This window comes from Caulobacter sp. GW821-FHT09H08 (assembly GCF_059415885.1).
This window is the reverse complement of sequence record NZ_JBWKOC010000006.1, coordinates 131,095-145,844: the sequence shown is the minus strand read 5'-3', so window position 1 is coordinate 145,844 and position 14,750 is coordinate 131,095. Positions and strand designations below refer to the sequence as shown.

The 14,750-nt window shown below is 68.8% G+C and carries 14 protein-coding genes; 1 reads left to right on the top strand and 13 read right to left on the bottom strand.

Annotation, left to right across the window (positions count from 1 at the left end; all coding sequences use genetic code 11):
- Positions 1-55: 55 nt before the first annotated feature.
- From AC07NN_RS20715 to AC07NN_RS20670, 10 genes are all read right to left on the bottom strand, one after another.
- The gene (locus tag AC07NN_RS20715) at positions 56-991 is read right to left on the bottom strand and encodes a FecR family protein (protein WP_494645312.1); all 936 of its coding nucleotides are present in this window, start codon (positions 989-991) and stop codon (positions 56-58) included.
- Positions 988-1,572: an RNA polymerase sigma factor gene (locus AC07NN_RS20710; protein ID WP_494645309.1), complete on the bottom strand. Its 585-nt coding sequence runs from the start codon at positions 1,570-1,572 to the stop codon at positions 988-990. The genes AC07NN_RS20715 and AC07NN_RS20710 overlap by 4 nt, the downstream gene beginning before the upstream one ends.
- A 79-nt stretch (positions 1,573-1,651) precedes the next feature.
- Positions 1,652-3,154, bottom strand: a complete 1,503-nt coding sequence (locus AC07NN_RS20705; RefSeq protein ID WP_494645923.1) for a GH39 family glycosyl hydrolase — start codon at positions 3,152-3,154, stop codon at positions 1,652-1,654.
- Between the two features lie 122 nt (positions 3,155-3,276).
- On the bottom strand, positions 3,277-4,704 hold the full coding sequence (locus AC07NN_RS20700; RefSeq protein WP_494645307.1) for an efflux transporter outer membrane subunit: 1,428 nt from the start codon (positions 4,702-4,704) through the stop codon (positions 3,277-3,279).
- Positions 4,701-5,558: an efflux RND transporter periplasmic adaptor subunit gene (locus AC07NN_RS20695; protein WP_494645305.1), complete on the bottom strand. Its 858-nt coding sequence runs from the start codon at positions 5,556-5,558 to the stop codon at positions 4,701-4,703. The genes AC07NN_RS20700 and AC07NN_RS20695 overlap by 4 nt, the downstream gene beginning before the upstream one ends.
- 29 nt (positions 5,559-5,587) lie before the next feature.
- Positions 5,588-5,797: a DUF1656 domain-containing protein gene (locus tag AC07NN_RS20690; protein ID WP_494645303.1), complete on the bottom strand. Its 210-nt coding sequence runs from the start codon at positions 5,795-5,797 to the stop codon at positions 5,588-5,590.
- Entirely contained in the window at positions 5,794-7,812 is a 2,019-nt protein-coding gene (locus AC07NN_RS20685) for an FUSC family protein (protein ID WP_494645301.1), read from the bottom strand. The genes AC07NN_RS20690 and AC07NN_RS20685 overlap by 4 nt, the downstream gene beginning before the upstream one ends.
- Positions 7,813-7,818: 6 nt before the next feature.
- On the bottom strand, positions 7,819-8,172 hold the full coding sequence (locus tag AC07NN_RS20680; protein WP_494645921.1) for a MarR family winged helix-turn-helix transcriptional regulator: 354 nt from the start codon (positions 8,170-8,172) through the stop codon (positions 7,819-7,821).
- A 366-nt stretch (positions 8,173-8,538) separates the two neighbouring features.
- Positions 8,539-9,402, bottom strand: coding sequence for a dienelactone hydrolase family protein (locus tag AC07NN_RS20675; protein WP_494645299.1), 864 nt, complete (start codon positions 9,400-9,402; stop codon positions 8,539-8,541).
- An 80-nt stretch (positions 9,403-9,482) separates the two neighbouring features.
- Positions 9,483-10,523, bottom strand: coding sequence for a glycosylasparaginase (locus AC07NN_RS20670; protein WP_494645297.1), 1,041 nt, complete (start codon positions 10,521-10,523; stop codon positions 9,483-9,485).
- A gap of 53 nt (positions 10,524-10,576) precedes the next feature.
- Between AC07NN_RS20670 and AC07NN_RS20665 the strand changes: the two genes are divergently transcribed.
- Positions 10,577-11,314 carry a copper homeostasis protein CutC gene (locus AC07NN_RS20665; protein ID WP_494645295.1) on the top strand — a complete coding sequence of 246 codons (738 nt, stop codon included), beginning with the start codon at positions 10,577-10,579 and terminating at the stop codon, positions 11,312-11,314.
- Positions 11,315-11,383: 69 nt separating this feature from the next.
- Here the strand turns inward: AC07NN_RS20665 and pelA are convergent, their stop codons facing one another.
- From pelA to AC07NN_RS20650, 3 genes are all read right to left on the bottom strand, one after another.
- Positions 11,384-12,706, bottom strand: a complete 1,323-nt coding sequence (gene pelA / locus AC07NN_RS20660; protein ID WP_494645293.1) for a pectate lyase — start codon at positions 12,704-12,706, stop codon at positions 11,384-11,386.
- 117 nt (positions 12,707-12,823) lie between these two features.
- Positions 12,824-13,987, bottom strand: a complete 1,164-nt coding sequence (locus AC07NN_RS20655) for a glutathionylspermidine synthase family protein (protein WP_494645291.1) — start codon at positions 13,985-13,987, stop codon at positions 12,824-12,826.
- Entirely contained in the window at positions 13,987-14,745 is a 759-nt protein-coding gene (locus AC07NN_RS20650; RefSeq protein ID WP_494645289.1) for a PspA/IM30 family protein, read from the bottom strand. Before AC07NN_RS20650 ends, AC07NN_RS20655 begins: the two co-directional genes overlap by 1 nt.
- Between the last annotated feature and the right edge of the window lie 5 nt (positions 14,746-14,750).

Sequence of the window (14,750 nt, the reverse complement as noted above, 5' to 3'; positions counted from 1 at the left end):
TCTTTGTCGGCCCCCGAGGCCTGAGACAAGCCGCGCGAGAAATCCCGTAACGTCGTCAGCTGGAAATCTTCACCGTGTCGCCGTCGTCCTCGACCTTCAGGCCGTAGGCTTCCTGCAGAAGGCGGGCGAAGGCCTCGACATTCTCCGCCTCGAAGCTGCCGCCGATGCGCATGGCCGCGGCGGAGGCCTCGACCACCAGCTTCTTGCGATTGTAGCGATTGAACTCGGCGGCGGCGGCAGACAGCGTGGATTGGTCGAACGACAGCAGGCCCTGACGCCAGACCAGGGCGTTGGTCACGCGATCGGCATCCTTGGTGACCAGGGTCGAACGGCCCTCAGCGATCAGGCGGTCGCCGCGCGTCAGCACCGGCGGCGGCGTCGCGCCGCCCGTATTGACCCGCACCCGGCCCTCGACCACGTCGACCTCGATCCGGTCGCCCTCGCGACGCACCGAGAACTTGGTGCCCAGCACCGTCACCTGGCGCTGGCCGGCATGAACCACGAAGGGGCGTCCGGCGTCGTGGGCGACCTCGAAATAGGCTTCGCCGCGATCCAGCCAGACGTCGCGCGCCTTGTCCGAGACGGCGGCCCGCAGGCGGGTCTGAGTGTTCAGCTCGACCCGCGTGCCGTCGGCCAGCGGCACGGCCTCATGGCCGCCGATCTCCGTGGCGTAGGTCGCGCGGCCCAGCTGCCCGACGAAGGGGGCCACGACGGCCGCGACCAGGCAGGCCGCCAGGGCGCCGAGCACGGCGGGCCGCCGCCAGAGCGCGACGGCGCGGGTCGAAACGCGGGGCTCGTGCGGCGTGCGCAGGGCCGACAGCCGATCGGCCTGCGACCAGCCGTGCTCTAGCCGCCAATAGGCCATGCGGTGCAACGGATCGGCCTCGATCCAGGCGTCAAGCGCTGCTTGATCGTCCGACGACCATTCTTCGGCCTCGCGGCGCAGCAGCCAGCGGGCGGCGACCTCCTCGATATGGGCGGCGTTGCTCATGAGCGCACCTCCCCTCGCCCGCGTCCGGTCGCGCGACGCGCCTCGGCGCCGCGCTTGATGCGGCCGCTGCCGCCCATCATGAAATCGACCAGGGCCCGCATGCCGTGGACCATCTGCTGCTCGACCGTGTCGATCCCGACGTTCAGGCGCGCCGCCACTTCCTTGGTCGACAGCCCCTCGATCTTGCGCAGGGTCACCACCTGGCGGCAGCGCGGCGGCAGGCGCTCAAGGCCCTCGCTCACGCGGCGCAGTTCCTCGCGGGCCGACAGGTGACGATCGGGGGTCATCAGGTCGATGGCCATCGGCGAGGTTTCCAGATCGGCGACATGCTCGAACGAGACGATCTGGGCGCGCTTGGCGGTGTTGATCAGATGATTGCGGGCGGTGGTGAACACGAAGGCCTTGGCTTGCAGCGGCAGCCGCTCCCGCGCGGCGTTGTAGACCTTGGCGTAGACCTCCTGGCGCAGGTCGGCGACGTCCGCCTCGTTGCGCCAGTTGCGTCGGAGGTAGCGCGTCAGCGCGGGCTCCAGGGGAAAGACCTCCCGGAAGAACCACGCCTTCAATGTCGTGTCGTCGATCATCACGCCCTGGCCGCCCGCTCCAGGATCGTCCTGGATGAGGTGTAGACAATCGTCGAGCAAAAACCCTGAACAAAAATCTTCAGGCGGGCTCCAACTCGATCAGTACGACATCGTTGGCGCGCATCGGCAGGTCGACGACGGCGTCGCGTTTCACCTGGATCAGCTTCTCGATCTCAGGCTTGTCTCGCGTCAGGGCTTCCAACTGCCCTTGCTGTTCGGCGGTCAACGTCTTTGGCGCGCCCATGTCGATATAGGCGCTGTAGGCGTCGTTGGCGCGATAGCCGACGCGGCGGACGCGCTGGCGATAGCTGCCTGGCTTCAAGCCCTTCACCAGGATTTTCAGCGGCGCGACGTCGAAGGTCGGATGCAGGCGCGTGTAGAAGGGGCGGTTGCTGACCTTCTGGTCCGGCTGGCGCCAGGCATAGGCCAGCACAGTCACCTTGCCGCCGTCACGCGCGGCGAAGACCTGGTCGTCGGCGCAGGCCAGAGCCTGGCCCTTCACGGCGTTGAGGTACTTGTAGGCGAACCAGGCCGGCTTGCGGATCCCCTGCGGGTTCATCAGCCCGAAGCCGCCCTCGAACGGCTTGGTCGGCGGGCCGGGCTCCTCGAAGAGGTCGGTATAGGTCCAGTAGCTCATGCCCTGGACCAGCCCCTGGGTACGCCTCAGCTTCTCGACGATGTAGGCGGCGCTGACATAGCTGTCGTGGACGCTGTCGCGCGGCGTGTAGCTGGTGCTCCATTCGGTGAAATAGAGCGGCAGGCCGGGGAAGGCCGAGGCCTGGATCTGCTCGCGCACCCGCCTCACGTCGCCGACGACGGCGTCTGGCGAAGGCGACAGCTTGGTGTCCTGCACGCCCTTCTCGTCGAGGAAGCCGCCGTCGACGCCGTAGGTGTGGGTGGTGACGAAATCGATCGCCGAGCCCGTCTTCTTCACGTGGACAAGGAACTCCGGAACCCAGGCCGCGCCGGCCGTCGAGGGGCCGCCGACCCGCAAGCCCGGATCGATCGCCTTGATGGCCCGCGCGGTGACGTCATAGAGCTCGAAATAGGCGGCCTGGTCGGCCTTCTCCCAGAAGCCGTCGAGATTGGGCTCGTTCCAGACCTCGAAGAACCACTTGCGCACCTCCTCGACGCCATAGCGCTGGCGGACGTGGCGGATAAAGGCGTCGATCAGGTCGCGCCACGGTTCCAGCTTCGGGTGGGAGGTGTTGCCCTTCCAGTAGAAGATTGTCAGGTCCGAGGTCTTCATCGCCTCCGGCGTGAAGCCCAGCTCGACGAACGGCCGGATCCCCTTGGCCAGCAGGGCGTCGTGTAGCTGATCCAGCTTCGTCCAGTCGTAGACGATCTTGCCGCCCTGCTCGCGCACCGTGCCCAGCACGTCGTGGAAGATGGCGTGGAAGCGGATGTAGCGGAAACCCAGCTCATCGACGGTGGTCTTCAGCTGGGCCTGGCTGTCGTCGCGGATCAGGGTGCCGGGATAGTCCGAGCCGATCGACAGGTCGAAGAACCGGTCCACGGGGCCCATCGTCCTGGCCGCGTCCAGCGCCACGACACGCGGCTTCCCTGGCGCGGCATTGGCCACGGCGGGCAGGCTGGACAGCGCGGCCAGGATGGCTCGGCGTGACAGCGGCATCGGCGTCCTCCCTATCGATGCCGACAGGGCTACACGGCGATGATAGCGCTATCAATGTTATTGTAGGACAATTATCGCGAGGCCGTTTCCCAGCCGCCGCCAAGCGCCAGGAAGAGGTTCACCTGGTCGGCCGCCACCTGGCTGTCGGACGCCGCCAACGCCGCCTCGGCTCCGGCCAGGGCGCGCTGGGCGTCGAGACCGGCGAGGTAGGGACTGCGGCCAGCGCGATACAGCGTCTGGGCCTGGCTCTCGGCCTTGGCGGCGGAGTCGCGCGCGGCTTTGAGGGCGGCGTTGCGGTCCAGGTCGTGGGCGTAGGCGTCCAGGCTCGTCTCGGTCTCGCGCAGGGCGGTCAGCACGACGCCGTCGAACCGCGCTAGGGCCGCGTCGGCGCCCGCCTCGGTCTGGCGGATGCGGGCCCGTTCGCCCTCGCCCGGGATCGTCCAACTGATCAGCGAGCTCAGGCCCCAGCGGTTGGCGGCGGGCTGGCCGATGTCGGCGAGCAATCCGGTCGAGCCCGCGCCGAAGCCCAGGGTCACGTTCGGATAGAGAGCGGCGGTGGCGACGCCGATCCGCGCCGTCGCGCCCGCAAGTGTCCGCTCGGCCTGGCGCACGTCGGGGCGGCGCTTCAGCAAGGCCGCGCCATCGCCGACAGGGATCGGCTGCTTCAAGGTCGGCGGGGCCGCGCAGGCCTCGACCGCCGTGGGGAACTCGGCCGGCGGCTTGCCGGTCAGGGTCGCCAGCTTGTAGAGCGCCGCGCGACGGCGACTCTGGAAGGTCGGCAGGCTGGCGCGCGACAGGTCCAGCTGGGCCTGGGCGCGCGTGACGTCGACGGCCGTGCCGCGACCGGCTTGCACCAGCTTCTGGGTGACACTCAGACTGCGAATCTGAAGGTCCAAAGTCCCTTGGGCGACGGCCAGTTCATGACCGTTGGCGCAGGCCTCGACATAGGCGCGGGCGACGTCTGCGGCGACGCTGACGCGGGCCAGGTCCAGGGCGGCCTGCGAAGCCTCGGCGTCGGCATGGGCGGCCTCGGCGGCGCGCTTGAGGCGACCGACCAGGTCGACCTGGTAGCTGACCTTCACACTGACATCAGCCAGGTTCTCGACCGGTAGCTGTTCGGCCTTGAGGAACTGCTCGCCGGACTCCCGGGAGTGCATGGCGGCGGCCGAGACGCCCGTCTTGAACCCGCCGGCGTCGTCGGCCTCTCCAGCGATGGCGCGGGCCCGGGCCAGGTTGGCGGCGGCGACGCGCAGGTCGGTACTGGCGGCCAGGGCCTCCTCGACCAGGCCGTTCAGGACGGGGTCGTCATAGAGCTTCCACCATCCGGCCGGGACCGGGTCCTGGCTAACGGCCTTGGAGCTCGCGCCCAAGAACGGCCCCTGCACGGTCGGGCCGTTGATCTTGGCCTGTTCCGGCAGCTTGTAGTTCGGCCCGACGGTCGAGCAGGCGGTCAGGGCCAGCAGCGAGCCGGCGAGCGCGAGGGCTCTAAGCGGGCTCATCGACCGGCTCCCACGACGGCGACCGTCGCGGTGCGGCCGGCGATCAGGCGCAGGTCGCGCGGTGTCTGATCCAGGGCCACCCGCACCGGCACACGCTGGGCCAGGCGCACCCAGCTGAAGGTCGGATTGACGTTGGGCAGCAGGTTGCCGCTGGCCGCGCGGTCGCGGTCCTCGATACCGGCGGCGATCGACTGGATGTGGCCCTTCAGCGGCCGATCCTCGCCCATCACCTTGACGGTCACCGGCTGGCCGATGCGCAGACCCGACAGCTTGGTCTCCTCGAAATAGCCCTCGACCCGGAACGAGCGGCTGTCGATCAGCGCCAGCACCGGCTTGCCGGCCGTGACGTAGTCGCCGGTGCGCAGGGTCAGGTCCGACAGGAAGCCGTCGGTTGGCGCCAGCACCACGGTGCGCTTCAGGTTCAGGGCGGCGACGTCGCGGGCGGCAACGGCTTGGGCCAGGGACGCCTGACTCAGTTCGACCTTGGACTGGCTTTGCTCGGTCACCTCGCCGGCGACCAGTTCGCCCAGAGTACGGTTACGGGAGAACTCCCGGCGAGCCTGGCTGAGCGCCGCCTGCTGAGCGGCGACGGCGGCGTCGGCCTGGCGCAGGGCCAGAGCGTAGCGTTCGCGGTCGACATAGAACAGCGGCTGGCCGGCCTTGACCGTCTGGTCGTTGGTCGCCTCGACGCGCGTGACCAGGCCCGAGACGTCGGGGGCCACCTGCACGACATCGGCGCGGACGCGGCCGTCGCGGGTCCAGGGATCGACCTGATAGTGGGTCCACAGCGCCTTGCCGCCGACCAGGGCGGCGATGACGACGGCGCCGGTGACGGCGACGCGGGCGGTGAGCATCAGAGTGGATTTCAGCGGGAGCATGAGGGTCAGAACTTCAAGGGAGAAGGGACCGTCACGACGGCGGCCCAGAGGATGACGAACAGGGCGGTGTCGAACAGCGCCGGATGCCAGACGAGGCGGTAGGCGCCGACCTTCGACAGAACCCGGCGCAGCAGGAACGAGGCGGCCAAGGCGATCACCGCCGAGACCAGGACGGACGACAGGAAGACCCCGTCGATATTGAGCTCACCGGTCATCGGGCGATCTCCGGAACGAAGGCGGGGGCTTCGGGGAACAGGTTGCGGCGCAGGCCGACCAGGCCCGAGACGCCTTGGATCGCCGACGTCGCCGGCGCGATGGAGACGTCCCGCAAGGCGGCGTCGATGCGCGCCAGCAGGTCCACGCCCGGAGCCTGACGACGACCAGCGGCCAGGACGGCGAAATGATCGCTGACACCGTCGAGCGCGGCGTCCAGTTGCGCCTTGCCCTCCGGCGGCAGGTCCGGACGCGCGACCTGGACGGAGACCAGGTTCATGCCCACACGCAGGTCGCGCAGGGCGTCGACGCCGACGAAGTCGTGGCGCTCGCCGGCCTGGGCTAGCTTGGGTGTCAGCATGCCCAGGCGGTCGACCAGGAGGGCGGCGAAGGCGGCTTTCTCTGGCGCCTGGCGGGCGCGGGCGAGGCGCGCCAGGCCCTTCCAGGTGCGAACCAGCAGGCGTCGAGCGCTGGCGTCCACGCCCATCGAGCGCAGGCCGGCCGTGACCACGATCGCGAAGAGCAGGCCGACGAACTGGCCCAGATTGCCATTCAGGAACCCGGCGAAGTCGGCGCTGAAGGTCTCCTGCAAGGCCAGGGCGTTGCAGAAGCCCATCAGTACGGCCAGCGCCGCCCCCATGGTCGCCGGGTTGGGGATGTAGAGGCCGAGAAACAGCAGCGGCGGCGCCATGACCAGCAGCAGCATCGGGAAGCCGTCGATGCTGGGCAGGATGGCGAACATGTAGAGCGCCGCCAGCGGCAGGGAGACCAGCGAGAACAGACCGAAGTTCTTGATGGCTGGGACGGGGTCGTCCATCGCCGCGAAGAAACAGCAGAACACGGCGGCCATCACCGGCGCGGCCGCGCCGTCACCCCAGCCGGCCAGGATCCAGGTCGCGCAGGACAGCAGGATGGCGATGGCGGCGGCTCCGCCCGACAGCAGGGCCAGCGGCAGGTCGGCGTGCATGGGGCGTTGGCCCTTGGCCCGCGTGGAGGCGTCCAGCTCGGGCGACAGCGGCGCATCCGGCGCATAGAGGCGGGCCAGCAGGGCATGGCTTTCGGCGAGCGCGCGGACGGCTTCGGACAGGCGCACCAGCAGGCTTTCGATCAGCAGGCTCTCCCAGGCCGCGCCGCGACGACGGGCGGCCAGGTCGTCCAGGCGCTCGATCAGGTCGAGGCCCTCGTCGCGGGCCGAGCCAGCCTCGATCCAGGCGACCACGCTGTCGAGGGCGGCGCGGACGCGGGCGTCGCGGACCTCGCGCAGGGCCTCCATGCGATCGGCCAGGCCCGACAGCAGCGGGATCAGCAGCAGCATCCGCTCGTGCAGCGCCCGGACGACGCCGGTGGTCTCGCGCAGGCGCGAGGTGTCGAACGGCAGGTGGACGGCCAGCATCTGGATCTCGCTGGCGGCGGCGGCCAGATGGCGGCGATCGCGGGCGATGGCGTCGGCGTCCTGACCGCGCAGGACGTCCAGCGCCCAGCGGTCGGCCTCACCCAGCCAGATCGACAGGCGCTGCTTCAGCACCGTCCCGACCGGGCGCGGGAAGATCAGGCTATGGACCAGAGTGGCGCAGACGATGCCCAGGCCGATCTCCACGACCCGCGAGACGGCGACGTCGAAGATCGCGCCGGGCTGGCCGACGCTGGGAAAGCCGATGATCGCGGCCGTGTAGCCGGCCAGCATCAGCAAGTAGCTGCGCGGCGTGCGGTCCAGCAGCGAGACGGTCAGACAGCCGCCGACCCACAGGGCCAGGGCCAGTGACAGCAGCAGCGGCGCGTTGACGAGGTTGGGGACCAGGGCGACGGCCGCCGCCGCGCCCAGGATGGTGCCGAGCACGCGGTAGACGGCCTTGGACCGCACCGCGCCCGCCAGCGGCTGGCTGACGATATAGGCGGTGGTCATGGCCCAATACGGGCGCGGCAGGCCCAGGGCGAAACCGATATAGAGGGCCAGCATCGCCGCCGCGAAACTGTTCACCGAGAACAGCAGCGTGAACCGATCGAGCTTGGGAAACATGGGAGCCTAGTCCCCCTGTCCGGCCATCGCCTCAAGCGCGGTCTCGAAGGCCGTGAAGGTGCGCAGGGTGGTCGAAAGATTGAGGTCGCTGACCTGGGCCAGCACCTTGCGGCGCACGCCCTGCACGGCGTTCTCGACCTCGACGGCCAGGGCCTGACCCTCGGCGGTCAAGTGCAGGGTCTTGGCGCGCTTGTCGGTGGGATCGTCGCGACGCTCGACCAGATTGGCCTGGCACAGCTGGTCCAGAATGCGGACCAGCGACGGCCCCTCTACGCCCAGTTCCTCGGCCAACACGCCCTGACGCAGACCGCCGCCCGCGCGGGCGATGTGCAGCACCGGCAGCGCCTTGGCGTCCGACAGCCCATGGGCCGCGAGCGCCCGGTTGACCTCCCGCCGATAGATGCGCGCCAGGCGCAGCAGCGAGCCGGTGAAGGCGCGTTCGTCGAGGATGCGGGGCGAGGTCATGGAACGGCGATCTTTTAAATAGGTAGCTTCCTATCTTTTTTAGATAGCATCCTATCTATTTCGTCGCAAGAGCGGGGCCTTGGCTTTCTTCCTTCTCCCGCTGCGGGAGAAGGTGTCGGCGAAGCCGACGGATGAGGGGTCACGCAAACGAAAACCGCCGCGACAGGCGGTGAAGCCCATCGCGGCGGTCAGGTCTTTCAACCCCTCACCCGACCCACTGCGTGGGCCACCCTCTCCCGCATGGGGAGAGGGAATTTGCGTCTACACCAGCGCCTTCTTGTACAGCGCCAGCAGGTTGCTCCAGGCCCGCTCGGCCCCTTCCTCATTGTAGACCTGGCTGCCCTTGACGGTCCAACCGTGGGCGCAGCCGGCGAAGACCTCGACCTGGGCCGAACGCTTCTGCTCGGCGAAATAGGCCTTCAGCTTGTCCTTGATGGTCGGGTCTTGCTTGTCGTCGTTGTCGGCGATCTCGATCAGGTAGTCGGCGTGCGACTTGGGGACCTGCAGGTGCGGGCTGTCTTCCTTGTCGGTGAACAGGCCGCCGCCGTGGAAGCTGGCCACCGCGCCGATCCGGTTCGGGACCGCGCCGGCGGTGCGGAACGACAGCGGGCCGCCCATGCAATAGCCTTGCACGCCGGCCTTCTTGGCCTTGTTAGTCTGCGGCTGGGCGTCGAGGAAGGCCAGATAAGCCACGGCGTCCTTGAACGTGCCCTCCGGCGTCACCGAAGCGCGCAACGACGTCAGCTTGGCGCGGTCCTCGGGAACGGCGAAGTTGAAGGTGCTCTCGACCACGGGGGCCTTCTTGACCCGGTAATAGAGGTTGGGGACCAGCACCACGTAGCCCGCGGACGCCAGGCGGCGGCCCATCTCGCGGAACACCGGGCGCAGGCTGACGACATCGGGCCACACCACCACGGCCGGCCACTTGCCCTTCCCCTTGGGATAGAACAGGGCCGCGTCGGCGACGCCGTCCGGCGTCTTGATCTCGACGTCCTTCTCCTCGACCGTGTCGTCGGCGCGGGCGACTGTGGCGACGCCGGTCAAGGCGGCGGTCATCAGGCCGAAGGTGCGGCGCGACACCGTGGGATCGTGAATGAGGCCTGGGTGGATATCGTCATCGCACATGGCGGTCTCCATCTAACGCTTGGGCGCGCACGCTATAACCGCGTTATCTGTCCGCCCACCCATTTTACGACGAGGCCGGACTACGACGCGACCTGATAGGTCGCCTTGCCGGGCAGCAGCAGATCCTGCTTACGGCCATCGCAAAGCGCGTAGCTGAAACCCGACTGGATCGCCCAGGCCCCGACCTCGCCCCTCTTGTTGACGGCCAGGAAGCCGACCTGGATGTCCTTGGCCTGGGGCTTCTTCTTGAGAATCCGCTCGACGGCCTCGCGACAGGCGGCCTCGGGCGAGCGGCCCTGGCGCATCAGTTCGACCACCAGGAAGCTGCCGACATTGCGGATCACCTCCTCGCCGACGCCGGTCGAGGTGGCGCCGCCGACCTCGTTGTCGACATAGAGGCCCGCGCCGATGATCGGGCTGTCGCCCACCCGGCCGCGCATCTTCCAGGCCATGCCGCTGGTGGTGCAGGCGCCCGCGATATCGCCCTTGGCGTCGATGGCCAGCATGCCGATGGTGTCGTGGTTGCCCGCCCCGCCCGGCGTGCCCAGCTGACCGGTGGTCTTGCCGTAGTCGCCGACCTCGCTGTTGGCCTTGGGCTGGTACTTGGCGTCCTTCTTCCAGGCCTCCCAGGCGGCCTTGGATTCGGGGGTCAGCAGCTCCTCGCGCGGGAAGCCCTGTTCGAGTGCGAACTGCAGGGCCCCGGCCCCCACCAGCATCACGTGGGGAGTCTTCTCCATGACTTTGCGGGCCACTGAGATCGGATGGGCGATGTGCTCCAGGGCCGCAACGGAGCCGCAGTTGCCCAACTCGTCCATAATGCAGGCGTCCAGCGAGACATGGCCGTCGCGGTCGGGATAGCCGGCGCGGCCGACGCTGTGGTTCTTCAGGTCCTGCTCGGGGATGCGCGCGCCGGCCTCGACCGCGTCCAAGGCCCGGCCGCCCTTGGACAGCACCGCCCAGGCGGCCTGGTTGGCGGCGACGCCGAAGTCCCAGGTGGAGATGACGCACGGACCTTCCAGCTTGGTGATTGTCTCGCCAGCCTCTCGGGCCGCCGACGCCTTGCCGCTCAACATTGCCGATCCGACGAGCGAAGCGCCGATCAGGCCTCTACGATTCAACATCCATGTGCTCCAACAAGGCCGCGCCGAATCCGTATCACGAGGCAGAGCAGAGCATGACCGCCGACCGCATTCTTCTGGAAGTCTGTGTCGATACGCCCGCTGGACTGGCGGCGGCGATCGCCGGTGGCGCGGATCGGATCGAACTTTGCGCGGCCCTTGCGCTGCAAGGCCTGACCCCCGCCCCCGGCCTGATGGCCCAGGCGGCGAGCGCGCCGGTCCCGATCTATCCGATGATCCGGCCGCGGAACGGCGACTTCACCTATGACGCCGGCGACCTGGACGCCATGCGCCGCGATATCGACGCGGTGCGCGACTACGGCCTGGTGGGCGTGGTGATCGGCGCGAACCGGGCCGACGGCGAGCTCGATCTCGAGGTGCTGGGTCGGCTGGTCGAGCATTCCAAGGGCCTGGGCATGAGCCTGCACCGCTCGTTCGATCTGGTCCCGGACCAGGCCAAGGCGCTGGAGATCGCCGTCGAGATGGGCTTCGAGCGCGTCCTGACCTCGGGCGGCGCCCTGACGGCGCAGGCGGGCGCTGAGCAGATCGCGGCTCTGGTCGAACAGGCCGCCGGCCGCATCGGCATCCTGGCGGGCGCGGGGGTGAAGCCGGGCAATGTCGCCGAGCTCGTTCAGCGCACCGGCGTCCGCGAGGTCCACGGCTCGTTCAGCGGCCCGATCCCGGGCGCCGATCCGGCCTCGAAGCTGGGCGCCATGGGCTTCGTGCCGCCGGAGCTGCGGGATACGGATCAGGCGGCGGTGGCCGAGGCGGTGCGGATTCTGCGCGGGCTCTAAACACCCCAACATCCTGTCATCCCGTAAGCTTCGCAGAGGCTGTCCGGGATGACACGGGTTGTGGTGAGCCTACTTCGCCGGGTGGCTCTTCGCCCACCCCTCATACGCCTTGATCGCCTTGGCCGGCTGCGCCCCGAACCACGAATAGCCGTTGCGGCGTTCCAGCGAGAGCTCGTTGACGTCGTCGCGCAGGGTCTTGTCGCGCTCGCCGAAGACCGGCTTACCGGCCGTGCTGTAGTAACGCGACCAGATCGGCCCGGCGCCGGGCTCGTCGACCAGGCGGCGGCCTTCCGGATTGGCCTTCCCGCCGGTCCAGGCCTTGCCCATGATCGCCGTGCTCTTCATCCAGGCGACGCCCGCATGGACGGCGGCGACCTCTGCCGGCGTCGGGTCGGGCAGGCTCATCAGGTACATCAGGAGGTCGGCGCTCTCGCCCGTCGACAGGGCCGGCGGCTCGAAGTTGCGGCCGGCGACCGGCTCCAGGGTCAGGGCGTCGGCCTGCTGGCCCCAGATGGCCGGCTTGCCGTCCACCTTGATCTGGGCGGCGACGATGACCTCGCGGCCGTGCTTGGCGGCGACACCGGCCTTGGCGCGCAGGTCGGCGGGCACGAAGGCGAACTCCGGCTTGGCCTCGAACACCTCGGTCAGCAGGCTGGCGGCCTCCGAGACGGCGTTGTCGTTGAAGGTGACGGCGTCGTGGTAGCCGCCTTCCAGCGGCCAGACCTGCGGCCAGCCGCCGTTCGGGAACTGGGCGGCCAGCAGGTAGCGCACGCCCTTCAGGAAGCTGCCGCGATAGGCCTCCCCGTCCTTGCCGGGCGCCTGCGCCGCCACCTTGGCCAGGAAACGCATCTCGGTGATGGTCGCGCCATTGTCGAGCGTGCCGACATAGCCCCACTTGGGGTCGCGGGCGGCGTCGAAATCGGCCTCGCTGAGATACTTGGAATTGTTGTCAGAAGCCCAGGGCTGACCCGGCAGGCGCAGCGCGCCCTCGCGGTCCTGGTTCTTGCTCCAGCCACCGGCCGGGGTCTGGAAGCTGACGATCACGTCGGCTATGTGGCGGGCTTCGGTCGAGCCGTACCAGGCCGCGTCCTTGTTCAGCGCCATGCCGCCGTCGCCGTGGCCCGAAGGCGGCGGCGGAGGACCGACCTCGCCCGGCTTCAGCTCGGCGGCCAGGGCGGCGCGGTCGGCCTTCTCCTGGGCGGTCGAGCGGTCGAGATAGGCCTTCCAGGCGGCCTGCTGGGCGGCCGGCAGCTTGGCGATCCGCTCGGCGGTGATCGGCTGGGCCGGGACATTGGTCCCGATCGTGCTCGCCAAAGCCGGCGCGGCCAGCAGGCTTGCCGAAAGGAAATTGGCGGACAGGAAAAGGCCGATCGCGGCGGCGCGGCGGGTCATCTTGGTCGTCTCCCCGGTAGCATCCGCGACATCCCGGACGCCCTGTTCTCACAGGAATGATACCGGTTTCCTATTCGGAAGAAACGGGGCGTTCTTGTGGCGCTTGGTCGCGCCACCCTACCCTTCGATGATGTGCGGAATGAACCGCGAGCGATCCCGCGTCACGCGGCCCCGGTCCTCGCGCACGCCGATCCCGGCCGCCTGGTCTCCGATCACCCACGAACCCACCACCGGATAGTTCACGCCGAACTTCGGCGGCGGCTTCAGTTCCTGGCGGATCCAGCCCTCGCCGCCATAGCCCTGGTCCAGCACCCGGCCCTTGCGGCCGTCCTTCCAGAGCTCGACATTGGCGCCCTCGCGGCTGAACAGCGGCTTGCGGGCGAAGCTCGACCCCAGGCGCTCGACCTTGGGGTCATCGTCGAAATAGGTCTCCAGCAGGTTCGAGTGACCCGGATTGCGCTCCCACAAGAGCGGCAGCAGAGCCTTGTTCGACAGCACCGCCTTCCACGGCGGCTCCAGGAACAGGGTCTTGGACGCGGCGATATTGGCCGCGTACGGCTCGCGCAGCATGTCCTCCCAGGGGTACAGCTTGAAGATCGCGCCGATGATGTAGTTGTCCTGGTCGATGAAACGACCGTCGGCGTCGAGACCGATCTCCGTCGTCGGCACGAACTTCGGCTCCAGCCCCGCCAGCCGGCCCATGTCCTCCAGGAACCGCACGGTCTGGCGGTCCTCGACGAAGTCGGGATCGCTGGCGAAGTGGACGAAGCCGCCGTTCGGGAAGATCGTCTTGAAGCGCTCGGCCAGCTGGTCGTGCAGGCTGTTGAACTGATCGGTGCTCTCCGGCAGCGCGCCCTGCTGGATCAAGTCCTCCAGCCACAGCCACTGGAACACGCCCGCCTCGTAGATGCTGGTCGGCGTGTCGGCGTTGTATTCGTAGAGCTTAGGCGGCCCGGCCCCGTCATAGAAGAAGTCGAACCGGCCATAGAGCGACGGATCGCGCGCCTTCCACGAGGCCGCGACGACGTCGCGCGCGGTCTCGGGGATCTGCAGACGCGCCATCAGGGCGTCGCTCTTCACCGCATCGTCGACGAGGTCGAGACACAGCTTGTGCAGCGCCTCGGTCGCGGGCTCCAGATGACCCTCGACCTCTTCGAGCGTGAAGGCGTAGGCCGCCCGCTCGTCCCAGTAGCGACGGCCGTCGGCGTGGTGCCAGGTGAAGCCGACCGCCTCGGCCTTGGACTTCCAGTCCGACCGAGGCGTCAGGGTGAGACGGCGCATCAGGCGTCCGAGCCGTCCCGGGCGACCTTGGCCTTGTCCTCGATGGCCAGCATCGGGGCGGGCAGAGCGTCGTCCTTCGGCGCCATCAGGCGGGCCAGCACGTCCTCGGCGCCGCCACCGCCCGGCAAGATGCCGGCGGCCGCGAGCTTGGCGTCGAGATCGGCGCCGGTCTTGCGGTCTTCGGACTCGCTGTGCAGACGGAACTGCTCTTCGCGGACCGACTGGCGTTCCTTGATGCGCTTGAGGCTATCGGCGGCCGAGCCGACGACGCCGCTGGCCGAGCCCGAGCGCGAGATGACGGCCGCCTGGGCCTTCTGGACGCTCTCGTTGACCTTCACGATCTCGATTTCGCGGCGCAGCGCTTCGACCTTGGTGTCGGTCTGGGCGATGATCGTGCGCAGCTTCTCCTCGGCGGAGCGCAGCTCGTTCATCTGCGTCGACTTCTGGCCGGCGTCCTTTTCGAGGTCGGCGATGCGCTGGGCCACTTCCAGGGCCAGGGCCTGGTCGCCCTTGTTCATCGCCGCGCGCGCCGACGACTCGTACTTGCGCGACTGGTCGGTCAGCTGGCCGACCTCGGTCTCCAGCGAACGACGACGGGCGACCAGCTTGGCCAGCTCGTCCCGGGCCTTGCCCTGCGCGTTGTCGGCGTCGCGGATCTCCTGGTCGAGGATCCTCAGCGCATTGGCGTCCACGATGGTTTGCGCGCCGTCATGCGCGGTCCCGCGGAACAGAGCCGAGAGTTTGCTCCAGATCGACATTCGAA